The organism is Mesorhizobium sp. M0306 (assembly GCF_040321655.1).
Taxonomy (GTDB): Bacteria; Pseudomonadota; Alphaproteobacteria; order Rhizobiales; family Rhizobiaceae; genus Mesorhizobium.
Genome location: NZ_JAMYRY010000033.1, coordinates 45,158 through 65,377, shown reverse-complemented (window position 1 = coordinate 65,377; position 20,220 = coordinate 45,158). Strand labels below are relative to the sequence as shown.

The window sequence follows — 20,220 nt, the reverse complement described above, 5'->3', positions numbered from 1 at the left end:
CTCATCCTCGCCGTGGCCTTCGACCGCTGGCTGAAATCGCGGGTGAGGCGGTGATGGTGGAGGAGCGGTAGCTATCCAGGTCGGCGGGACAGCACCCCCCTCTGTCCTGCCGGACATCTCCCCCTCAAGGGGGGAGATCGGATGTCGCTCCAGCTTTCGCCAATCTCCAAAGAAGGGCGCTTTCGGCGAAGCTGCCAATCTCCCCCCTTGAGGGGGAGATGTCCGGCAGGACAGAGGGGGGTGTTCAAGCGCAGCGTAGAGGGATAGGCAAGTTTCGCGCGAAGGGAATAGAAGTAGTGAACCACTATCCCGTACCTCCCAGTAACCGCGGCAATGCGCGCAAAATGCGCAAGTCGATGACTGATGCCGAGCTGAAGCTCTGGAACGAGGTCCGGGCCCATCGTCTCATGGGACTGCCATTTCGCCGCCAGATGCCCATCGCCGGCTTTATCGTCGATTTTGCCTGTCCGGACAAAAAGCTCATTGTCGAGTTGGACGGCTCTCAGCATGCCGAGGCCGAAGCTTCGGCATCGGATGCTGCAAGAAGCTCGCGCCTTGAAGCGCTCGGCTGGACTATCCTGCGCTTCTGGAACGACGACGTCATTCGCGATATCGATAATGTCTGTCAGCACATCGTAATCGTGGCCGGCGCGGATGTGCGCTGAACTCGGCCGTGCAGGGTCGGTGGGACAGCACCTCTCTGTCCTGCCGAACATCTCCGCTCAAAGGGCAGGTTTCTGAGGCGAGGTGCCAATGACCCAGATAAGGACCATGACCGAACAGGACGTGCCGGCGGTGTCTCGGCTACTTGGAGAGTCCTGGCGATACACCTATTCGCCGATCCTGGGTGCCGAGACTACGGCACGGCTGTCGGATGAGAAGCACGCGCCGGAGCGGCTGGCGGCCGAGCTCAGGGACGACAGCAAGATGTCCTTCGTCACCGAGCGGGCTGACGGCTCGCTCGCCGGCTACGCGATGGCGGCGATGGACGACAAGGGCGAGGTCATGCTCGAGCGGCTCCATATCGACAAAAGCGACTACGGCACCGGCTTTGCCGCCGACCTGCTGCACGCCGTTCTTGCCGCGCATGCGGGTATTCCCAGCATCGCACTGGAAGTGATCGAGGGCAACGACCGCGCAATCGCCTTCTATCGCAAGCACGGCTTCGAGGTCGTCGAGCGCCGGCCGGCTGCACACGGGGTGGGCGGCCACGCCTCGCTGATCATGCGCCGGCTGCTGCCACGGGCTTAAAGCGCTGTCGGTGAAGCTGCCAATCTCCCCACTAGAGCAGGCATTCGCGCATCCGCGCCGCAATCATTTGCGCTCCTCCTTGCCGGCCCCCACGCGTTGAGCCGCCAGAAACATCAGCGTGTAGGCCGCCTTGCGGCGATCCCAGCCGGCCGACTCAGCCATATCCAGCAACCCGTCGACCAAAGGCGCCAGCGCCGCCCTGCAATCGGTTTCATAGTTGAAATCGTTCTTCGGGCGGGTCGGCGCGGCGATCTTTCCAAGACTGTCCGTCATATCCATGGCAACACCTGCTCAGCATCAGTTCCCGGACCGGCAAGACCGTGCCCGCCTTTGGCGGACACGGTCCATCTGCCGTTTCGAAATCGCGCTTTGGAAGCCTGACCTTAGAAGTCCATGCCGCCACCGCCGGGCATCGGAGGCATGGGCGTTTCCTTCTTCGGCTTCTCGGCCACCATCGCCTCGGTCGTCACCAGCAGCCCGGCAACAGAGGCCGCACCCTGCAGCGCAGTGCGCACGACCTTAGCCGGATCGATGACGCCCTGCCCGTACAGGTCGCCGAACTCGTTGGTCTGGGCGTTCCAGCCATAGCCGAAGTCGGACGTCTCGCGCAGCTTGCCGACGATGATCGAACCTTCCGCACCGGCGTTCTCGGCGATCTGGCGCACCGGCGCTTCGATGGCGCGACGCACGATGTCGACACCGGTCTTCTGATCGGGATTGTCGACGACGACGTTATCGAGCGCCTTCGCCGCCCTCAGCAGCGCCACGCCGCCGCCGGGCAGGATACCCTCCTCGACCGCCGCGCGTGTGGCGTGCATGGCGTCGTCGACGCGATCCTTGCGCTCCCTGACCTCGATCTCGGTCGAGCCGCCGACGCGGATGACTGCGACGCCGCCAGCGAGCTTGGCCAACCGCTCCTGCAGCTTCTCGCGGTCGTAGTCGGAGGTGGTTTCCTCGACCTGAGCCTTGATCTGGCTGATGCGCGCCTGGATTTCATCCTTGCGGCCGGCACCGTCGACGATGGTGGTATTCTCCTTCTCGATCAGCACCTTCTTGGCGCGGCCGAGCATCTCCAGTGTGACGTTCTCGAGCTTGATACCGAGGTCTTCCGAGATCGCCGTGCCGCCGGTCAGGATGGCGATGTCTTCGAGCATGGCCTTGCGGCGATCACCGAAGCCCGGCGCCTTGACGGCCGCAACCTTCAGGCCGCCGCGCAGCTTGTTGACGACCAGCGTCGCCAGCGCCTCGCCTTCGACGTCCTCGGCGATGATCAACAGCGGCTTGCCCGATTGCACGGCGGCTTCGAGCACAGGAAGCATGGCCTGCAGGTTGGACAGCTTCTTCTCGTGGATCAGCACATAAGGTTCTTCGAGTTCGACGCGCATCTTATCCTGGTTGGTGATGAAATAGGGCGAGAGGTAGCCACGGTCGAACTGCATGCCTTCGACCACTTCCAACTCAGTCTCAGCGGTCTTGGCTTCCTCGACAGTGATGACACCCTCATTGCCAACCCTTTCCATCGCCTCTGCGAGGAAGCGGCCGATCTCGGCATCGCCATTGGCAGAGATGGCGCCGACCTGAGCGATTTCGTCGTTCCTGGTCACCTTGCGGGCATTGGATTTCAGGTCGGCGACGACGGCGTCGACCGCCTTGTCGATGCCGCGCTTCAAATCCATCGGGTTCATGCCGGCAGCGACCGCCTTGGCCCCTTCCCTGACAATGGCCTGAGCAAGAATCGTCGCGGTCGTGGTGCCATCGCCTGCGGTGTCGCTGGTCTTCGAGGCGACCTCGCGCACCATCTGCGCGCCCATATTCTCGAACTTGTCCTCCAGCTCGATTTCTTTGGCGACAGTCACGCCGTCCTTGGTGATGCGCGGGGCGCCGAACGACCTATCGAAGACGACATTGCGGCCCTTGGGACCGAGCGTTACCTTCACCGCATTGGCGAGAATATCGACGCCGCGCAGCATTTTCTCGCGGGCTTCGGTATGAAATTTCACATCTTTGGCAGCCATTGGATCACTCCTTCGAATAGGCAGCTTTTCGTTGACTGGAATGCTTGTTGAGGCCCCGCTCAGGCGGCCCTCTTCATCTCGCCGGCGCCCTCGATAACGCCCAGCACGTCGCTCTCTTTCATGATGAGCAGATCCTCGCCATTGAGCTTGATCTCGGTGCCGGACCATTTGCCGAACAGGATGCGGTCGCCGACCTTGACGTCGAGCGGCTGCAACTGGCCGCTGTCGTCGCGCGCGCCCGGACCGGCGGCAATGACCTCGCCCTCCTGCGGCTTCTCCTTGGCGGTGTCTGGGATGATGATGCCGCCGGCGGTCTTCTCTTCGACCTCGATACGGCGGACCAGGATGCGGTCGTGCAATGGACGGAACGTCATGTCGTTCTCCTCTCGGGACAAACAGATTTTCGAAGATCCTCCTGACCGGACCGGCAATAATCGGCCCGGCACGGGGTGCACGACCCTTCGTCAGGCATCGCGCGCATACGAACTAGTCGCGCTTTTTTCAGCTTTCAAGAGGATCCCGCAAAAATTTTAGCACTCGACACCTGAGAGTGCCAATACCCTGTAATCGTTCGCACATTAGTCGCCTCAGGTAAAATGCGCCTGAAATTTGGCAGGATTTTTCAAAATCCCGTCCGCCGGGAGCCGCTCGCGGCGGCTGGAACCTATGTGGAAGGCGAGGCGTTTTGCAGGCCGAGATTTCAACAGACCGAGATTTCAACGGAAAGGACGATCGCATGACCAGCAGGGACTTTCAGCTCCAGATGCAAGGGTTTGGCCTCACCACGGCGGAGATCCACTACCGCCTGCCCGATCATCGCAGCCTGCTGCAGCTCTACATCTGGCAGGAGTACGATATTGCCCCCGATTTCCCGACGCTGAAGCATTTCCTCGATTTCTGGGAGCGCGAGATCGAAGGCCCGCTGCATTCGGTGCGCGTCGCCCATCATCACCTGATCCAGCCCTCCGAATGGCGGGCCGTAAACGGCATTATCACCGTCCACTGAGGAGCAAGCCGATCAGCCGCTAGACAGCTGACAAAGTCTCCGAGGTGGGGGAAAGGCAGCTGCCTCTCCCCACTTGTCTTGGATCTCACATTATCGGCGGGGGGGCCGGGCTAGCCGGCGTGGTCGACAGGCTTGCGGGCCGATGCGAGCAATCCGGCCTTGCGCGCCGCCCTGACGAAGGCCTTGCGCGCATCACGCGCGGTACGCCAACCGTCGAGCGCGTCGCGGCAGGTCCGATAGGCGGCGCGCCAACTCCGGCCGCGTGCACGGTCCGCCCACTGCTGGCGCATGCATTCGATGGCTTCCCAACTGCTGGCGACCTTGCGCTCGCTGGATTGGAATTTCAACGTGATCGGCTCGGCAAAGCGGACGTCGTCCATCACTTCCTCCTTGTTTTCTGATCGTCTTCTTGTTTGAGCAAGCAACGTTATGCTGGCAGGCACCGACGGCCGGCCGGCGCCGCCGAAGGTGGTCGTCTCTTTGCGCGGTTCAAGAGCATCGCGGCAACAGCCGGTTATTCCTCCTCGTCCGGCCCTTGCAGCAGTTCGATCAGCATCGCTACTCTTGCCGTCGGCAGCGGTCGGCCCTCGTTCACCAGCGCCTCGTCGGCGGCGATCCAGGCCAGGGCCTCACGCAATTCCTGGACCGTCCCGTCCGTCGCCGCAATGTCGGCGATAACGGCGTCGTCGACCGGGCCCAGCACAGAAATGATCTCGTCGCGTGTCATGGTCAGCTCCATCTGCGAGTGCCGGGAATGGGCCCGGCAACACAAGAATCTGGGTCTTGACCTGCGGCAGACAATAACCGGCCGGGGAAGTCAGCGTTGGCGATTGAAGCCAGCCGGCGAAACCGCCAATCTCCCCACTAGAGGGGGAGATGGCCGGCAGGCCAGAGGGGGGCGCTGTCCCTCGAATCTATCGAAATTAGAACAGCTAGTAAGCAGACAAGTCAGAGGGCCGATGGGCTGCAAACAACCGCGGCAATGCGCGCAAAATGCGCAGGGCCATGACGGACGCCGAGCTGAAGCTTGGAATGAAGTCCGGGCGCATCGTCTCATGAGGCTGGCATTTCGGCGGCAGATGCCAATCGCAGGCCATATCGTCGATTTTGCCTGCCCGGACAAAAAGCTGATCATCGAGTTAGATGGTTGCCAGCATGCCGAACTCGAAGCCTCGGGATCGGACGCTGGCAGAAGTGCGAGGCTTGCAAGGCTGGGCTGGACAGTCCTGCGCTTCTGGAACGACGACGTTATTCGCGATATCAACGATATCGACAATGTCTGTCAGCACATCGTGATTGCGGCTGGCTTGGCTCGGTAGACATGCGTTAAGCTCGGATGCCGGGCTTAGATCAGCAAGGCTTGCGGGACAGCGCCCCCCTCTGTCCTGCCGGACATCTCCCCCTCAAGTGGGGAGATTGGCTGTTTCGCCGACGGCGCCTCTTTTGCGAGATTGGCGCCACGTTCCGGGACAAGAAAACCACCGGGTCTTGACTTGCGGCGGACGACAACCAGATCGAAAGCACAGGTCGCCCAAAATGGGCCGGCGGAACCCAGGGAGCGCCGGCTCTTGGAAGGGGCAAATGTCGATGACCCGTTCTCCCGACACTCCGGTTCCGCCTGACCAGGCGCAGCACGCCCTGCAGTGCCTGACGACCGAGCATTTCGTGCTGCAAAACGCTCGCGCCGCGACCATTCAGGAAGCGAACCAGCGAGCCGATCTGTTCCTGACCTCGGTCTCGAGCGCAACGATTGCCTTGTCCTTCGTCGCGCAGGTCACGGAGATGGGCAGGCCGTTCGTGTTGTTCAGCCTGATCTTGCTGCCTTGCCTTTTCTTCATCGGCCTGGTCACCTTCGTGCGCGCGGTGCAGGTTGCCATTGAGGACATGGTGCATGCCCGCGGCATGGCCAGGATCCGCCACTATTTCGTCGAACTGGCGCCCCTCCTGCAAAGATACCTTGTCAATTCCACGCATGACGACCCTTCGGCGGTGCTGGTCGACAAAGGTCTCAGGCCCTCGCCGCTGCAATATTTCATGACCACCGCGGGGATGGTGGGCACGATCAACGGCGCCATCGCCGGCGTCTTCACCGGCATCGTTGTTAAGTCCGCTTTCGGCGGAGGCATGTCGCCCGGCGTGATTTGTGGGCTGGCGGCCTTCGCGACATGCATTCTCATCCTGCGGCGCTATCATAGTCGCGCCTGGGCGGCGGCCGAAGAAAGCTTGCCCGCACGGTTCCCAGGCGACAATGGCGACAGCGAAAGCTAGCGCCGACGCAACCGGATGTCGAAAAGTGGCAGGGCGCCGCCCTTGCGTCTTGCGTGCCAATTGACCATCCTCGCCAACATCACTTTGCACCGCGGCCGGGGGGTTCGCATATGCCGACGCTTTATGCGCTGAAACCGGCCTTCCAGGCCAGGCTGCGGCCGCTTGCCAACGGCCTGGCCAGGGCGGGCATCACCGCCAACCAGATCACGCTGCTGGCCGCGGCCCTCTCGCTCGCCACCGGCCTTGTGGTGGCAGCCCTTGCCGGCCACCGCGTGGTCCTTCTGCTGATGCCGCTCGTGCTGTTTATGCGAATGGCGCTGAATGCGATCGACGGTATGCTCGCAAGGGAACATGGCCAGGCCTCGAAGCTCGGCATGTATCTCAACGAGCTCTGCGACGTTGTCTCCGATCTCGCTTTGATCCTGGCTTTTGCCGTCATCTTTCCTGCCTGGGGCGTCGTTGCATTTGCTACCGCGGCGATGATCGCGGAATTCGCCGGCGTGCTCGGCATCGCCGCAGGAACCGGGCGCAACTATGCCGGCCCGTTCGGCAAAAGCGACCGGGCGCTGGCGCTTGGCATCCTCGCCGTGCTTATCGCATTAGGCCTGTGGGTCCCGGCGCTCACGCCGCTCGTGTTTCCGGCCATGGCTACACTCTCGCTGGCGACCGCCATCAACCGGATACGCAGCGGCCTTAACGGGAGCGGCAGCTGAATTCCGGTCTCGCCAGGGAGAACAACATGCTTCACCAACAGACGGTTGCCGCCGTGGCTCCAGCCAACATCGAGCGGGTGGCGCAGGAGCGCAGCTTCAAGAGCCATGACGGCACCGAGATCTTCTATCGCTATTGGCCGGCACTGTCGGAAAACCGCAAGGGCGCCATCCTGCTGTTCCACCGCGGCCACGAGCATGGCGGCCGCATGGCCCATCTGGTCGACGAGCTCCAGATGCCCGACCACGCCTTCTATGCCTGGGATGCGCGCGGCAATGGCCGCTCCGCCGGCGAGCGCGGCTATGCGCCGTCGTTTGCCGCGCTGGTGCGCGACATCGATTGTTTCGTGCGCGAGATCGGCAGCGACGGCTTTGCCCGGCGCGACATCGCGCTGATCGCGCAATCCTTCGGCGCCGTGCTTGCCGCCGCCTGGGTGCATGACTATGCGCCCAACATTCGCGCCCTGGTGCTGGCCTCGCCGGCCTTCTCGGTCAAGCTCTACGTGCCCTTCGCCAAGCAAGGCATTGCGTTGTGGCAAAAGCTGAAGGGCCGCTTCTTCGTCAATTCCTACGTCAAGGCGAAATTCCTGACGCATGACCCCGAGCGCATCGCCTCCTTCGAGGCCGACCCGCTGATCACCCGGCCGATCGCCTCCAACATCCTGGTCGAGCTCTACGATCATGCCGCGCGCATCGTCGCCGACGCCCGTGCCATCACCGTGCCGACACAGGTTCTGATCTCGGGCAGCGACTGGGTGGTGCGGCATGGACCGCAGCACGAGATTTTCGTCAACCTGGCGAACCCGGCCAAGGAGCGGCATGTGCTGCCCGGCTTCTTCCACGACACGCTTGGCGAGCGCGACCGCCACAAGGCACTCGACCTGATCAGGCCTTTCCTTGAAAAGCAATTCGCGGCGCCGGAAAAGCCGGTCGACCTGATCCAGGCCGACCGCGCCGGCTACACACGCGACGAGGCCGACCGGCTGGCCTCGCCGCTGCCGCTGCTGTCGCTAAGGGGCCTCTACTGGGCAATGAGCCGCGCCTCGATCCGCATGGGCGCCTGGCTATCGTCGGGCATGAAGACGGGGATTGCCACCGGCTTCGATTCCGGCTCGACGCTCGACTATGTCTACGAGAACGAGGCGCGCGGCATCAGCCCCATCGGCCGCATGATCGACCGCACCTTTCTAGATGCCATCGGCTGGCGCGGCATCCGCCAGCGCAAGCTGCATCTGGAAGAGCTGATCGGCAGCGCCGCCGAGACGCTGAAGGCCGCCGACCGGCCGGTCCATATCGTCGATATCGCCGCTGGCCATGGCCGCTACGTGCTCGATGCCGTGCAGAAATGCGCCGAGCCGCCGGCAAGCGTACGGCTGCAGGATTTCTCCGAGCTCAACGTCTCGCTCGGCCGCAAGCTGATCGCCGAGCGCAGGCTGCCGGTGACTATCTCGTTCCATCAAGGTGACGCATTCGACGCCACCACGCTGACCGGGCTCGACCCGGCGCCGGATCTCGCCGTCGTCTCGGGGCTCTACGAATTGTTTTCCGACAATGCCATGATTGCCCGCTCGCTCGGTGGACTGGCCGGCGCCATGCAGCCCGGAAGCCTGCTCGTCTACACCAATCAGCCTTGGCATCCGCAGCTCGAGATGATCGCGCGCAGCCTGACCTCGCACCGCGGCGGCCAGGCCTGGGTGATGCGCCGCCGCACGCAGGCCGAGATGGACCAGTTGGTGGCGGCCGCCGGCTTCGAGAAGCTCGACCAGCGCATCGACCAGTGGGGCATCTTCACCGTTTCGGTCGCGCGGCGCGTCTGAGCATGAACTTGCCTGCCTCTGCCTTTCCTCACGATGCCCCTGCCCTTCCGGCCTTGCCGCGCGAGCCATATCCCGGGATAGTCCTGCGCGCCGCCCTGTGGCTTGCATTTCTGGCGCCGTTCTTCTACGCCACCTACGGCTTCGCCAATTGGCTGGCGTCGCGGCGCGACGACGTCGGCAGCATCGTCTTCGGCTGGGAGCATGGCGTCCCGTTCCTTGCCTGGACGATCGTGCCCTACTGGTCGATCAACCTGTTCTATGGCTTGTCGCTGCTGTTGAACAATTCGAAGAGCGGCGTCGACCGCCTTGCCGGCCGCTATCTGACGGCGCAGCTCGTCGCCGTCGCCTGCTTCATCCTGTTCCCGCTGACGGCGACCTTCGCGCGCCCGCAGACGAGCGGCCTGCCCGGTTTCATGTTCGCCGTACTCGGCGGCTTCGACAAACCCTTCAACCAGGCGCCGTCGCTGCATATCGCGCTGCTGGTCATCATCTGGGACCATTGGCGTCACAGATTGACCGGCATTGCCGGCGTCGCCTGGCATTTCTGGTGTTTCCTGATCGGCGCCTCGGTGCTGACGACGTGGCAGCACCATTTCATCGACATTCCGACTGGCGCGCTGCTCGGCCTTTTCGCGCTGTGGCTGTTTCCGCGCGACGGCGAGCTGCCGTTCGCCGGCTTCCGCCTGAGCGCTGACCCGAAGGCGCGGCGGCTGGCGCTGTTCTATTCGCTCGGCGCAACCCTTGCGCTGGCCGGCGCGGCTGCCGGCGCGTTGGTCTCGGCGCTGTGGCTCATCCTGTTGTGGCCGGCACTGGCGCTGGCCATAGTCGCTTTCGCCTATGCCGGCGCCGGCGCCAAACTGTTCCAGAAAACAGCCGATGGCCGCGTGTCGCTGGCCAGCCGTCTTCTGTTTTGGCCCTACCGCCTTGGCGCCAAGGCCAATGTGTGGGCGTGGACGCGAAAGTTTCCGGCGCAGATCGTCATCGCCGACGGTGTTTTCCTTGGCCGTTTTCCGACCGCCGCCGAGGCCGACCCCTTCGGCACGGTGGTCGACCTTGCCGGCGAATTGGAAAGACCGCGCGGCGCCTCCGGCCGCTGGGTGAGCGTGGCCATGGTCGATCTATTGCCGCCATCGCCGGAGGCGCGTGCGCAAGCGGTGGCGACGATCGAGACGGCGCAGAGCCAGGGCACGGTGCTGGTCTGCTGTGCGCTGGGCTTCCAACGCAGCGCCGCCGTCGTCGCCGAATGGCTGGTCGCCAGCGGCCGGGCCGCCACGCCGGATCAGGCGCGAGGCAAGCTCGCCGCCGCGGGCCGGCCGGTGCATCTTGGCGTGGACGCGGCGACATGACCGCCTATCGTGACAGGGCGGAAGCGTTCGCCGCCGGGCTGATGGCGCAGGTGGCATGGCCTCTGCTGCTGATTGCTGCTGCCTTGCTGGCGGCGCCGGTCATCGGCCTGGCGGCTGTGCCGCAAACATCGTCGCTGTCCGCGGCGGCCTGGCTGATCGCCGCCGCGGGTGCCATAGCCACAATTATTCTCTCGGCCCTGCTTTTATTCGACGCGCTGCTGTTCCGGCTGATGGCCAGCCACGCCAGCGAGGCAGGCGGCGGCGCGGCGATCGACGACGTGCTGGCGCGCATGCGGCTGAAACCCACGGCGGCCGGCGGCCGCTCGCTCGACCAGCGGATGGCCGGCACGCGCCGTCTGCTCGCCAAGCAGCGTATCGCCTTCAGCCTGTTCGCGGCGGCCTCGGTCGTCGCGGCATTCTTTTGAGCCCGTCCATGACAAAGCTTCGCGTCAGCACCTATACCCTGCTGCAGACGGTGACCTCGGTCGGCCTGTCGGCACTGGCCTGGGTGGTCACCGGAGTTCGGCCGATCTGGAACGGCAGCCAGCCATCGGACCGGCAGCGTATCTACTTCGCCAACCATGCCAGCCACGGCGATTTCATCCTGCTGTCGGCCTGCCTCAGCGAGAAGGAACGCGCCCGTACCCATGCGGTGGCGGCCGCCGATTATTGGGGCAAGACGCGGCTGCGCCGTTTCATTGCCGAGGACATGCTGTCTTCCGTGTTGATCCACCGGCAATGGACGGACGAAACGCAGCACCCGATCTCGATCATGCTGTCGGTGCTCGACCAAGGCCATTCGCTGATCCTGTTTCCCGAAGGCACGCGCAACATGACCGACGAACCGCTGCTGCCGTTCCGCTCAGGCCTCTACAATCTGTCGATGGCGCGGCCCGATGTCGAGCTTATCCCGTGCTGGATCGAGAACATGTCGCGGGTGCTGCCCAAGGGGCAATTCGTGCCGGTGCCGCTGCTTTGCCGCGTCGTCTTCGGCGCGCCGATCGCCATTCAACCGGGTGAGGAACGCCGCGCCTTTCTCGACCGCGCCCGCGAAACGCTGCTGGCGCTGAACCCCCGGCCGCAGCGAGACGATTGAGGACCAAGGCAAAATGCTGCCGATGATGCACGAAACCCTCATTCTGATTGTCGGCCTCCTGGCGGTGCTGATCAGCGCCAGCGTCGTCGCCGGCGTCTTGTCATGGCGCGCGCCAAAGCCGTTGTCGCCGACGCTGGTCAACCTCACCCAGCGCATCAATGCCTGGTGGGTGATGGTGGTGGCGATCACCGTCGCCTTCTTCTTCGGCCGCCCCGGCATGACCATCCTGTTCGCGCTGATTTCCTTCGCCGCCTTGCGCGAATTCGTGACGCTGACACACAGCCGCCGCAGCGACCACTGGGTGCTGCTCGGCATGTTCGGCATCGTTATCCCGTTCCAGTACTGGCTGGTGTGGACCGCCTGGTACGGGCTCTTCACCATCTTCATCCCGGTCTACTGCTTCCTGCTGATGCCGGCGATCACCGCGCTGCACGGCGACACCGAGCGCTTTCTCGAGCGCGTCTCGGCGCAGCAATGGGCGGTCATGATTTCGGTCTACTGCGTCAGCCACGTGCCGGCGCTGCTGACGCTCGAGGTGCCAGGCTTCGAAGGCCGCAACCTGTTGCTGATCGCTTTCCTGATCATCACCGTGCAAGGCAGCGACGTGCTGCAATATATCTTCGGCAAGCTGTTCGGCCGGCATCTCCTGGCGCCGACGGTCTCGCCGTCGAAGACCTGGGAGGGGCTGGTCGGCGGGCTGGCAGCATCGAGCCTGCTCGGCGCGCTGCTGTCGTTCCTGACGCCGTTTTCGCCGCTGCAGGCAGCCGGCGTCGCCTTCATCGCCTGTCTGATGGGCTTCCTTGGTGGGCTGGTCGCCTCCGCCATCAAGCGCGATCAAGGCGTCAAGGACTGGGGCCATCTGATCGAAGGCCATGGCGGCATGATGGACCGTGCCGACAGCCTGGTCTTCGCCGCCCCGGTCTTCTTCCATACGGTGCGTTATTTCTGGACTGTGTGAAGACTGGCGCCGTTCGTCGCGGTAGCATCCGAACGGTTCAGCGCGACGCTTGCGAAGACACCTGATCCGTTTCGTTATTGCCGTTTTCGCGAAAGCGGTAATAACCCGACCTGCCGCGGTCTTCGCCGCGCTCATTTTGCCGCGGCGAGCGACTCTTTCTTGCGCGCCGGCGCCAGGCGGCGCACGCGGCGTTTGGCGGTGGTCTTCAGCGCCACCGGCGGAGCGCTGGACAACGCACCGAGCACCGCACCGACCATGCCGTGTGCGACGAAATCGGCGTTGATCTCATTGGCCAATCTGGCGTCTGCCTCCTGGTTGTCGCTGTCGGCTTCCGACCACAATACGATGCCCACCCGCAACCTTGGTTTGGCGCGTTTCAGCCGACGGACCAGGAACCGGCCGTGCTTGACGGAATCCCGGTTTAAAAATCCGACGACGACGGTATCGACAGCGTCGAGCTCAAGACGGCGAATGCTCCCCGGTTCCATATCGGCGAAGCTCGCTCTCAACACCGTGGCGCCCTGGATTTCGAGCACCTGCGCCAGCATGGCGGCAGCGGCATCGTCGAGTTCGCCGCGCCCTCCGCCGCACAGCACCGACATGCCCGTGCCATCCGGCAGTTCAGTGTCGTCCTCGCCCTGAACCTCCCCCTGAACCTGCTTGTCCTCGCGTGAGCCGTTGTCCTCGGCCGCGGCCGTATCGTCCTCTTCCGCCTCCTCCTGCGCGCTGTCGTCGAGGTTCGCCACCATCGTCAGCGCGCTGCCCGCGACCTGCTGTCTTTGCTCATCGCTCAACACACCACGCACCCGGTCCTGCTCGCCGAGCAGAAGTGCGGGAATCGCGACCTCGTCATAGAACTCGACCAGATATTTTTCCTCCAGCATCTCCTCGGCATGGTCCGTCGCTTCCTCGGGATCGCCGGCCAGCAGCCGCTGGTAAAGCCGGGCGTGCGGTTCGAGCACGGGTTCGTTGCCGAACAGAACGTCGAGGAATTCGAACTGCGGCACATGGCGGCCGAGCACGACGAGGCAGACCGTGAGCGGCGTCGACAGAACCAGGCCCAATGGCCCCCAGAGCCAGGTCCAGAAGATCGCCGCAACGATGATAGCCAATGGCGACAGCCCGGTGCGCGAGCCGTAGAGCCAGGGTTCGATCACGTTGCCGGTGATCAGTTCCACGACCACGAAAAGCCCGGCGGTCCACAGCACGAGCGACCAGCCGGGCGCCACGGCCAGCGCCAGGAACAGAGGCAACAACGTTGCGATGACCGGGCCGATATAGGGAACGAAGCGCAGCGCCAGCGCCAGCAAACCCCACAGCAATGGATTGGGTATGCCCAGCAGCCAAAGTCCGATTGCAATCGGGACGGCATAGACGATGTTCACGACCAATTGCATCAGCAGATACCGGCCGACGCGCTTGCCGGCATCCTGCAACGCCTCGGTGGTTCGATGCAGATCGCCGTAGCCGACGAGGCGTATGAAGCGATCGCGCAGATCCTCCCGCTCGAGCAGCATGAATATGACGACCACGACGATCAGTCCGGCCGATGCCAGCGGGCTCAGCAGCGGGCCGATCAGATTCTGGAGAACCTCGAGCGGTCGTTCGCGCGCGACGATTTCGACCGGGATCGGCTCCCGCGGAGGCTGATCGGCGGCGGGTTGTGCGGGCTCCGGTCTGTCGAGCTCCTGGCCGACGCGTTCGATCACCCGGCTCAATCTGGAAACGATGCCTCCGCCGACGCCGGTTTCCTTGAGCGACCGGACCTTGGTCAGGATATTCGCCTGGTAAAGCGGGATGTTCTGCGCCAGTTCACTGACCTGCGTGGCGACGATGAAGGAGAACAGAGCCAGCACCGTGAATGCGCCGAGCACGCTGGCGATCACGGCAGGAAGACGCGGAATGCCGACTCGCTTGAGTGTCGAAACCATGGGTACGAGCGCAAAGGTAAGCAGCAGCGCGATTGCGATCGGCAGAAAGACCTCGCGCCCGAAATAGAGCGCCGCGACGGCCGTCACGACCGACGCTACGCTGGGCAAGGATGTGCGCGGAAGCGCCCTGGCCGCGGAAACAATGCCCGCCCGCCGGGGCTCCGACAGGTGCGCGCCGTTTCGACGATTTGCCGCCACTTGATACCTCCGCCCCGCCGTCGCCATGATCGGGCATATTGAGCCGGCGTGCAACTTCGTAGCGTCTCACCCAGCTGGACGCCGATTGCCCTCGTCGGCAGCGCCGCAAATTCAGTCGTGGTAGAATTTTCTGCATTAATGGCGTCACGGGCAATCCTGTTCCATGCCTGCGCCGAAACGTGGAAACTTTTGGGTCAAAACGCCGTTCCTTCGTAGATCGCTGATGGACAACCTCAAAGCAGCAGCTCAGGAGGAATGATCATGAACATCAAGATGCTTTGCATGGGCGCGATGGCGCTTTCAATGATGACCGGCGCAGCGCTTGCCGCCGGTGCCACTGGCACTTCGGCGCTCGACGATCCGCAGAAAATGACGCCCTTCTTCACCGACGCCGGCATGAAGAGCATGAAGTCGGAAGCCGAATTCAAGGCGGCATGGATCGCCATGTCCACGAGCGACCGGGCCATGATGTTGAAGGAATGCAGCGACGCAGGCATTGCCAAGATGCATGCCGACTTCTGCAAGATGGCCAACCAGCTCGGTGGCGCCAACAAGTGACCGCCGGCTTCTTGCCGATTGCAATAACGGACCAAGCGAAAGGGCGGGCAGCTCCGCCATTGTGCGACCTTCCTGTCCGCACCGGCGGGCGCTCAGCTATTTGAACTCGTGCCGGAATATCTGCGTAATGAAGGCCACGGCTTTTGTTCGATTGCCGTGGCGCCGTCGCATGGATGACGGCCTGGTCGGAGCGCATGTCGCGGAGCGGCAATGCCACTATGGGCCCAGGGGGGTCCCGTCTGCTCGCAACCCGGGTTTTCCGATCGGCCGTCCGCATGGCATTGACAGCCGGCACGCTTGACCCAGTGGGCTTGACCCCCAGCACGCTTGACCTCGCCGCCAACCGTGGAATAGGCCGGGTAATGACCCAACCACCTCCGCACCGGAGCCCCACGAAAGACCCGACATGACTGACGCGATCGTAAGAGACAGCAATGGCACGGCGCTGCACGAGGGCGATTCCGTGACCCTGATCAAGGATCTCAAGGTCAAAGGCACCTCGGAGACGATCAAGCGCGGCACGCTGGTGAAGAATATTCGCCTCACCGGCAATCCCGGCGAGATCGAATGCAGCACCAGGCAGGTGAAGGGCCTGGTGCTGAAGACCGAGTTTTTGAAAAAGGCGTGATCGCCTCGGCACCTTCGCTTCCATATCAAATCGCCCTCATGACTGAACCGCTCATGTGAGTGAATCGCCCGCGCGAGGAGCTGGAGGAGCTGCGCCCTCCCCCTATGTTGCACTGCGTTAGATTTGTTGCATTGCAATATCGGCGCATCGGGTCGAGCCTCTGCGAGGTGGGCATTCCTTGCATGAGGTGATTGTGTCGGCATCATTTCGGCCTGACATCGAAGGGCTGCGCGCGCTGGCGGTGGCGGGTGTCATCGCCTTCCATTTTGGTCTCTCCGGCCTGCCCGGCGGCTTTGCCGGCGTGGATATCTTCTTCGTCATCTCGGGCTATCTGATCACCCGCCACCTGGTTACGGAAATCACCGAGACCGGGCGGCTGAACCTCTGGCGCTTCTATGCCCGGCGCGCCCGGCGCCTGTTGCCGGCGGCACTGTTCGTCATCCTCGCCACGCTGCTTGCGGGTTATTTCATCCTGTCGCCGGAGGAACAGGCGCTCTATTCGAAAGGCGCCATGTTCGCCTCCGCCTACATGATCAACCTCTGGCTGATCCGGTGGTCGTTCGACTATTTCGCCGCCGACGCCACCAACAACCCCTTCATCCACTTCTGGTCGCTCTCGGTCGAGGAACAATTCTATTTGGCATGGCCGGCGCTGCTTCTTGCCGCCACATGGCTACGCCCGGGCAAGCGCACCGCTATCGTCGTCATCGGCGTCGCCGGCGCGGCCTCCTTCGCCGCCTGCGCCTGGCTGACGGAAGTGTCGCAGCCCTGGGCCTTCTATTTCTCGCCGCTCAGGGCCTGGGAATTCGCCGCCGGCGGCCTCGCGACCATGGCACCGGCAAAGATCTGGCGCGACCGGCCGCTGCTGGCCACCCTCCAGGCATGTCTCGGGCTAGCGCTGATCGCGTGGGCCTATCTGATGCTGGACGAAGACTCGCCCTTTCCCGGGGTGAATGCGCTGGCGCCTGTCGCCGGCACCGTGCTGCTGCTGCTCAGCGGCAGCGGCGGCCGCAATCTGCCGAGCGCCGTGCTGGCGCTGCCGCCCCTGCAATGGCTGGGCCGGCTTTCCTATTCGCTCTATCTCTGGCACTGGCCGGTCATCGTCTATGCGGCGATGGTGGTTCCCAGCCTGTCCATCCTGGACCGCTTTGCCTGCGCGGCGCTGACGCTGGCTCTGTCGATGTTCACCTATCATTTCATCGAGAACCCGATCCGCCGCAACGGCTGGCTGATGGCCGGAGCAGCGCGGGCGCTGGTGCCCGCCGTCGCGCTGACCGGCGCCGGCGTGGTCGCCGCCTACGGCAATGCGCGCTTTGCCGAGCACAATCTCAGCCCCGAACAGCACGTCATCGCCGACAGCGCCGCCCAGCTCTCCACCGTGCGCGCGACCAATGGCGGCTGCGTGCTCGATTTCGAAACCGTCAAGCCAAAACCCTGCATGTTCGGCCGCAAGGATGCCCAGCGCTCGGTCGTGCTGTTCGGCGACTCGCATGCCGACCATTGGTCGACGCCGCTGATCAAGGCGGCCGAGAAGAACAATTTTCGCGTCGTCACCTTTCTCAAATCCTCCTGCCGGGCTTCGCGGGTAACGACCTGGAACTGGCGGCTGAAGCGCGACTACACCGAATGCGATCAATGGCGCGAGCAGTCGGTCAAGGACATCATCGCGCTGCATCCCCAACTGGTGGTGATCTCGGAATTCTCGATCGGCAATGTGATGAAGGAATCGCCCGAGGAGTTGAAGCACGCCGATTGGCAAGCGCAGTGGCGGACGGGCCTCACCTGGACGCTTCAAGCCTTCAGCCAGGCCGGCATCAAGGTCGCGGTCATCAGGGACGTTCCCTACAATGCAAGCTATGCCGACAAATGCGTGGCGCGGGCGCTGTGGCGGGGCCAGACGCCCGCGACATGCGACACGCCGAGGATCATGGCGGCAAATGACGACATCGCCACCATAGAGCGCGACATCGTACGCTCGACACCGAACGCTGCTTACATCGACATGACCGACCGGTTTTGCGACCAGACCACGTGCCATGTCTTCATCGACGGCAAACTAGCCTTCCGCGACCGCCACCACCTGGCGACGCCCTTCGCCGAGACGCTGGAGCCGGCGGTGGAACGGGCGCTGTTTTCGGATGTGATGGCGGCGGCAGTAAAGTAACGGTTCCGGATCTTGTCGGATCCGACCGACACGCCCCCCGGCCAGCAACCATGGGGGCGTCAGCTGAGGATGAGACCCGCCAGGAAAACCGTAAGGATCAGCGACAGCGGAACTGCAAGAAGGCAGCACAGCTCGAAAGTATTGGCTCGCCAAGAAGTCATTGGTCGCTTTTCCATGTTGGCCTCCTCCCTCAACGGCCAGACCGGACGGCAGTTCCGCTTAGATGGTGCTCATCCCCACCACTCATGATGCAATTGGCGCAGTTCGTTCCGCTTCCTGGTCATCCATCGTGCACGCGCCAGATGTGTCGCCCACGCCCGGAAAGCCCTCTCCGGCTCCCGCTCCGGATCCATATGCAGGACGATGCGGGCGACCTCGCGCCAATCGGTTCCTTCCGCCGAAGCGTCGAGCAGCCGGATATAAGTAAGCATGCGATCTTCGTCATAACCGGTCAGCACCGAAGACGTCGGCGCTGCGTTCGCGATATGAAGGTTTGGCGGCTTTAGCATTGCGATCTACCCACTGGCGCATCGTAGCAGCCTATGAAGAAGCCCGCGCCCTTTGATCGGAGGATGCGGATCGAGGATTCGCCTCGACAGTCGACAAATGCGGGCCTTGGGCGGGAGTTCCCCCCGGCTGGGCTCACGCCTCACCCATCGCGATCGGGTCCGAGGCAATCTATATATTTTAGTGGAACCTAATTTAGTCGACGCAATTATGCGTGCGTGAGAAAGCGTGAAGTCCAGACCGTCACTGAAAGCCGGCTATCGCGGGATCAGTTGGCCGATGACCCGGTGATTGCCGTCGATTTGACGGAGCGGATATTACAGGCGGCCGACAACGACAGGATCCTCTGCCTCGTCGTGGCAACGGAGCAGCTGGAAGCCGAACGCGTCGAGAAAGCGGAGCCCAAGGAGACCAGGATTGCCGCTAGTTTCGTCCGGGACTTTGAGGTGATGCTGCTCGTTCTTTATGCGGCCTACGCCCTCGCTGTGCTGGGTGCGACCGCTTTCGTTTTGCTGGAACTGGGCCATGTTCTGTAGGCCGGCAACGCGACGGCGCCCGATTGTCGCTGTTTGACGGGATACATAGGGCGCGGACCACAATCCGCTCGAGGTTTGGAAAGCAGCCGGCCACGTTGCGTCGGCAGCCCCACCCTGGCGTACAGCAAGAGGCGTTTTCGCCCCCGCTGGCGCTAATTTGGGCTCTCGCTTCGTGGCATCTTGCCAATTTGTGGAACGAGGCTGCCCCTCGCGGGTTTTTCTATTAGAGGGACGTTAAAGAAGGAGGTAGCTATGAAGAAGCTCCTGCTTGCCTCGGTGATCGCCATCGCCTCGGCGGCTTCCGTGATCGGCCCGGCGAATGCCGGCGGCAGCGTCACGATCGGCATCGGCAGCGGCTATGACGACGACTATTATTATCGCCACCATCGGTATTCCGATTACGACGATGAGTACGTCCCCCGTTACCGCTATGATGTCTACGACGAGGACTACAGGCCGCGCTACCGGTACCACCGGCGCTGCCACACCGAAGTCATCAAGCACTGGCGTCATCACCACCGGATCATCGAAAGAATCCGTGTCTGCCGTCGTTGACGGATCGATCCGGCCGGTAGTACCGGCCGGATCGGCGGGGCTCCTCATCTCGGCTTGCGCATCAGCATCATGCCGTAATGCACGGCCAATATGTCGAGCCCGATCTTGAGCAGTTTCACCACCACGTCGCGCGGCTCGCCGGCTTGGTCGGCCAGGCTTTTCACCGTTGCGTCGGCACAGCAGACCTTTTGCACGACGCCGGCGATCTCCCAATGGGCAAGCGCCCTGGTGGCCTCGGCATGGTCGCGGCCAGCGGACAGAATGTGTTCGGCGACGCCGCTGCCGGTGCGGCCGCCGTCGACGCGCTCGGCCCAGGCCATCGGCTTGGCGCTTGCCTCGGACGAGTCGCGAAAATCCTGGCGGTAGCGCATGCCTGCCTCGCGCTGCTGGCGCGACAACGAGGTGAGGCCGCTCAGCGGGTCGACGTTGCGCACCCGCACGATGCCGCCGGTCGCTGTGTGGCCATCATTGGAAACCTCGTAGAGGCGCGCGCCCTCCTGCGTCCCCTTGGCCAGCCGCTTGCGGCCGAACTGGTCGTCCTTCAGCGCGAAATCATGACCGATCTCCTTGCGGATGCGCACCTGCTCGGCCTCGCCTTTCGGCAATCTCGGTGGCCTGGCTTTGGCCTTTTGGGCGGTTTTGTTGCTCATCGGATCAGTCCTCCTGGGTTTTGGTC

General features: G+C 63.4%; 23 protein-coding genes and 1 pseudogene. 16 read left to right on the top strand and 8 right to left on the bottom strand.

Annotation, left to right across the window (positions count from 1 at the left end; genetic code table 11):
• The first annotated feature begins 296 nt into the window (after nt 1-296).
• Nucleotides 297-665, top strand: a complete 369-nt coding sequence (locus NKI95_RS29360; RefSeq protein WP_352721187.1) for an endonuclease domain-containing protein — start codon at nt 297-299, stop codon at nt 663-665.
• An 88-nt stretch (nt 666-753) separates the two neighbouring features.
• The gene (locus NKI95_RS29355; protein ID WP_352721186.1) at nt 754-1,251 is read left to right on the top strand and encodes a GNAT family N-acetyltransferase; all 498 of its coding nucleotides are present in this window, start codon (nt 754-756) and stop codon (nt 1,249-1,251) included.
• A 63-nt stretch (nt 1,252-1,314) separates the two neighbouring features.
• Here the strand turns inward: NKI95_RS29355 and NKI95_RS29350 are convergent, their stop codons facing one another.
• The 3 genes from NKI95_RS29350 to NKI95_RS29340 all read right to left on the bottom strand — a co-directional run bounded on the left by NKI95_RS29350 (nt 1,315) and on the right by NKI95_RS29340 (nt 3,640).
• Complete coding sequence (locus NKI95_RS29350) at nt 1,315-1,530, bottom strand: hypothetical protein (protein WP_352721184.1); 216 nt, start codon at nt 1,528-1,530, stop codon at nt 1,315-1,317.
• 104 nt (nt 1,531-1,634) lie between these two features.
• Nucleotides 1,635-3,266, bottom strand: a complete 1,632-nt coding sequence (groL, locus tag NKI95_RS29345) for a chaperonin GroEL (protein WP_352721183.1) — start codon at nt 3,264-3,266, stop codon at nt 1,635-1,637.
• Between the two features lie 59 nt (nt 3,267-3,325).
• Entirely contained in the window at nt 3,326-3,640 is a 315-nt protein-coding gene (locus tag NKI95_RS29340) for a co-chaperone GroES (protein WP_352721181.1), read from the bottom strand.
• Between the two features lie 362 nt (nt 3,641-4,002).
• Here NKI95_RS29340 and NKI95_RS29335 point away from each other — a divergent pair, with 362 nt between their 5' ends.
• On the top strand, nt 4,003-4,272 hold the full coding sequence (locus tag NKI95_RS29335; RefSeq protein ID WP_023718102.1) for an usg protein: 270 nt from the start codon (nt 4,003-4,005) through the stop codon (nt 4,270-4,272).
• Between the two features lie 110 nt (nt 4,273-4,382).
• Here the strand turns inward: NKI95_RS29335 and NKI95_RS29330 are convergent, their stop codons facing one another.
• Together NKI95_RS29330 and NKI95_RS29325 are read right to left on the bottom strand one after the other, a co-directional pair.
• Nucleotides 4,383-4,652 carry a DUF982 domain-containing protein gene (locus NKI95_RS29330; RefSeq protein ID WP_352721179.1) on the bottom strand — a complete coding sequence of 90 codons (270 nt, stop codon included), beginning with the start codon at nt 4,650-4,652 and terminating at the stop codon, nt 4,383-4,385.
• 134 nt (nt 4,653-4,786) lie between these two features.
• Nucleotides 4,787-4,999, bottom strand: a complete 213-nt coding sequence (locus tag NKI95_RS29325) for a hypothetical protein (RefSeq protein WP_292664633.1) — start codon at nt 4,997-4,999, stop codon at nt 4,787-4,789.
• Nucleotides 5,000-5,265: 266 nt separating this feature from the next.
• Here NKI95_RS29325 and NKI95_RS29320 point away from each other — a divergent pair.
• The 8 genes and pseudogenes from NKI95_RS29320 (at nt 5,266) to NKI95_RS29285 (ending at nt 12,467) form a co-directional block, all read left to right on the top strand.
• A pseudogene (locus NKI95_RS29320) lies at nt 5,266-5,591 on the top strand (endonuclease domain-containing protein).
• 262 nt (nt 5,592-5,853) lie between these two features.
• On the top strand, nt 5,854-6,540 hold the full coding sequence (locus tag NKI95_RS29315; RefSeq protein WP_352721177.1) for a hypothetical protein: 687 nt from the start codon (nt 5,854-5,856) through the stop codon (nt 6,538-6,540).
• Nucleotides 6,541-6,650: 110 nt separating this feature from the next.
• Nucleotides 6,651-7,253: a CDP-alcohol phosphatidyltransferase family protein gene (locus NKI95_RS29310; RefSeq protein ID WP_352721176.1), complete on the top strand. Its 603-nt coding sequence runs from the start codon at nt 6,651-6,653 to the stop codon at nt 7,251-7,253.
• Between the two features lie 26 nt (nt 7,254-7,279).
• Complete coding sequence (locus tag NKI95_RS29305; RefSeq protein ID WP_352721175.1) at nt 7,280-9,067, top strand: bifunctional alpha/beta hydrolase/class I SAM-dependent methyltransferase; 1,788 nt, start codon at nt 7,280-7,282, stop codon at nt 9,065-9,067.
• A 2-nt stretch (nt 9,068-9,069) separates the two neighbouring features.
• A complete protein-coding gene (locus NKI95_RS29300) occupies nt 9,070-10,413 on the top strand; it encodes a phosphatase PAP2/dual specificity phosphatase family protein (protein WP_352721173.1) in 1,344 nt (447 codons plus the stop codon).
• Nucleotides 10,410-10,838, top strand: coding sequence for a hypothetical protein (locus tag NKI95_RS29295; protein WP_352721172.1), 429 nt, complete (start codon nt 10,410-10,412; stop codon nt 10,836-10,838). Before NKI95_RS29300 ends, NKI95_RS29295 begins: the two co-directional genes overlap by 4 nt.
• Nucleotides 10,839-10,846: 8 nt before the next feature.
• Nucleotides 10,847-11,509: a lysophospholipid acyltransferase family protein gene (locus NKI95_RS29290; protein WP_292664595.1), complete on the top strand. Its 663-nt coding sequence runs from the start codon at nt 10,847-10,849 to the stop codon at nt 11,507-11,509.
• A gap of 22 nt (nt 11,510-11,531) precedes the next feature.
• Complete coding sequence (locus NKI95_RS29285; protein WP_023675663.1) at nt 11,532-12,467, top strand: phosphatidate cytidylyltransferase; 936 nt, start codon at nt 11,532-11,534, stop codon at nt 12,465-12,467.
• 131 nt (nt 12,468-12,598) lie between these two features.
• On the opposite strand, the gene NKI95_RS29280 is transcribed toward NKI95_RS29285, so the two are convergent.
• The gene (locus NKI95_RS29280; RefSeq protein WP_352721170.1) at nt 12,599-14,596 is read right to left on the bottom strand and encodes an AI-2E family transporter; all 1,998 of its coding nucleotides are present in this window, start codon (nt 14,594-14,596) and stop codon (nt 12,599-12,601) included.
• 261 nt (nt 14,597-14,857) lie between these two features.
• Between NKI95_RS29280 and NKI95_RS29275 the strand changes: the two genes are divergently transcribed.
• The 3 genes from NKI95_RS29275 (at nt 14,858) to NKI95_RS29265 (ending at nt 17,946) form a co-directional block, all read left to right on the top strand.
• Nucleotides 14,858-15,154 (top strand): hypothetical protein, encoded by a 297-nt coding sequence (locus NKI95_RS29275; protein WP_352721168.1) that lies wholly within the window; start codon nt 14,858-14,860, stop codon nt 15,152-15,154.
• Nucleotides 15,155-15,560: 406 nt separating this feature from the next.
• Complete coding sequence (locus tag NKI95_RS29270; RefSeq protein WP_352481647.1) at nt 15,561-15,782, top strand: alkylphosphonate utilization protein; 222 nt, start codon at nt 15,561-15,563, stop codon at nt 15,780-15,782.
• Nucleotides 15,783-15,975: 193 nt separating this feature from the next.
• Nucleotides 15,976-17,946: an acyltransferase family protein gene (locus NKI95_RS29265; protein ID WP_352721167.1), complete on the top strand. Its 1,971-nt coding sequence runs from the start codon at nt 15,976-15,978 to the stop codon at nt 17,944-17,946.
• 230 nt (nt 17,947-18,176) lie between these two features.
• Here NKI95_RS29265 and NKI95_RS29260 read toward each other — a convergent pair whose 3' ends face one another.
• A complete protein-coding gene (locus tag NKI95_RS29260; protein ID WP_352721165.1) occupies nt 18,177-18,455 on the bottom strand; it encodes a DUF2285 domain-containing protein in 279 nt (92 codons plus the stop codon).
• A 270-nt stretch (nt 18,456-18,725) separates the two neighbouring features.
• Here NKI95_RS29260 and NKI95_RS29255 point away from each other — a divergent pair, with 270 nt between their 5' ends.
• The gene (locus NKI95_RS29255) at nt 18,726-18,989 is read left to right on the top strand and encodes a hypothetical protein (protein ID WP_352721163.1); all 264 of its coding nucleotides are present in this window, start codon (nt 18,726-18,728) and stop codon (nt 18,987-18,989) included.
• Nucleotides 18,990-19,241: 252 nt separating this feature from the next.
• Nucleotides 19,242-19,544 carry a hypothetical protein gene (locus tag NKI95_RS29250; protein WP_352721162.1) on the top strand — a complete coding sequence of 101 codons (303 nt, stop codon included), beginning with the start codon at nt 19,242-19,244 and terminating at the stop codon, nt 19,542-19,544.
• A gap of 44 nt (nt 19,545-19,588) precedes the next feature.
• On the opposite strand, the gene NKI95_RS29245 is transcribed toward NKI95_RS29250, so the two are convergent.
• A complete protein-coding gene (locus NKI95_RS29245; RefSeq protein ID WP_352721161.1) occupies nt 19,589-20,194 on the bottom strand; it encodes a DUF6456 domain-containing protein in 606 nt (201 codons plus the stop codon).
• Between the last annotated feature and the right edge of the window lie 26 nt (nt 20,195-20,220).

Bases quoted from the DNA above. Each gene is read 5' to 3' on its own strand.
- NKI95_RS29245 (WP_352721161.1), bottom strand. From the start codon at position 20,194: ATGAGCAACAAAACCGCCCAAAAGGCCAAAGCCAGGCCACCGAGATTG.
- NKI95_RS29250 (WP_352721162.1), top strand. From the start codon at position 19,242: ATGAAGAAGCTCCTGCTTGCCTCGGTGATCGCCATCGCCTCGGCGGCT.
- NKI95_RS29260 (WP_352721165.1), bottom strand. From the start codon at position 18,455: ATGCTAAAGCCGCCAAACCTTCATATCGCGAACGCAGCGCCGACGTCT.
- NKI95_RS29310 (WP_352721176.1), top strand. From the start codon at position 6,651: ATGCCGACGCTTTATGCGCTGAAACCGGCCTTCCAGGCCAGGCTGCGG.
- NKI95_RS29350 (WP_352721184.1), bottom strand. From the start codon at position 1,530: ATGGATATGACGGACAGTCTTGGAAAGATCGCCGCGCCGACCCGCCCG.
- NKI95_RS29355 (WP_352721186.1), top strand. From the start codon at position 754: ATGACCCAGATAAGGACCATGACCGAACAGGACGTGCCGGCGGTGTCT.
- NKI95_RS29330 (WP_352721179.1), bottom strand. From the start codon at position 4,652: ATGGACGACGTCCGCTTTGCCGAGCCGATCACGTTGAAATTCCAATCC.
- NKI95_RS29300 (WP_352721173.1), top strand. From the start codon at position 9,070: ATGAACTTGCCTGCCTCTGCCTTTCCTCACGATGCCCCTGCCCTTCCG.
- NKI95_RS29340 (WP_352721181.1), bottom strand. From the start codon at position 3,640: ATGACGTTCCGTCCATTGCACGACCGCATCCTGGTCCGCCGTATCGAG.
- NKI95_RS29275 (WP_352721168.1), top strand. From the start codon at position 14,858: ATGAACATCAAGATGCTTTGCATGGGCGCGATGGCGCTTTCAATGATG.
- NKI95_RS29295 (WP_352721172.1), top strand. From the start codon at position 10,410: ATGACCGCCTATCGTGACAGGGCGGAAGCGTTCGCCGCCGGGCTGATG.
- groL (WP_352721183.1), bottom strand. From the start codon at position 3,266: ATGGCTGCCAAAGATGTGAAATTTCATACCGAAGCCCGCGAGAAAATG.
- NKI95_RS29315 (WP_352721177.1), top strand. From the start codon at position 5,854: ATGTCGATGACCCGTTCTCCCGACACTCCGGTTCCGCCTGACCAGGCG.
- NKI95_RS29325 (WP_292664633.1), bottom strand. From the start codon at position 4,999: ATGACACGCGACGAGATCATTTCTGTGCTGGGCCCGGTCGACGACGCC.
- NKI95_RS29335 (WP_023718102.1), top strand. From the start codon at position 4,003: ATGACCAGCAGGGACTTTCAGCTCCAGATGCAAGGGTTTGGCCTCACC.
- NKI95_RS29270 (WP_352481647.1), top strand. From the start codon at position 15,561: ATGACTGACGCGATCGTAAGAGACAGCAATGGCACGGCGCTGCACGAG.
- NKI95_RS29305 (WP_352721175.1), top strand. From the start codon at position 7,280: ATGCTTCACCAACAGACGGTTGCCGCCGTGGCTCCAGCCAACATCGAG.
- NKI95_RS29290 (WP_292664595.1), top strand. From the start codon at position 10,847: ATGACAAAGCTTCGCGTCAGCACCTATACCCTGCTGCAGACGGTGACC.
- NKI95_RS29285 (WP_023675663.1), top strand. From the start codon at position 11,532: ATGATGCACGAAACCCTCATTCTGATTGTCGGCCTCCTGGCGGTGCTG.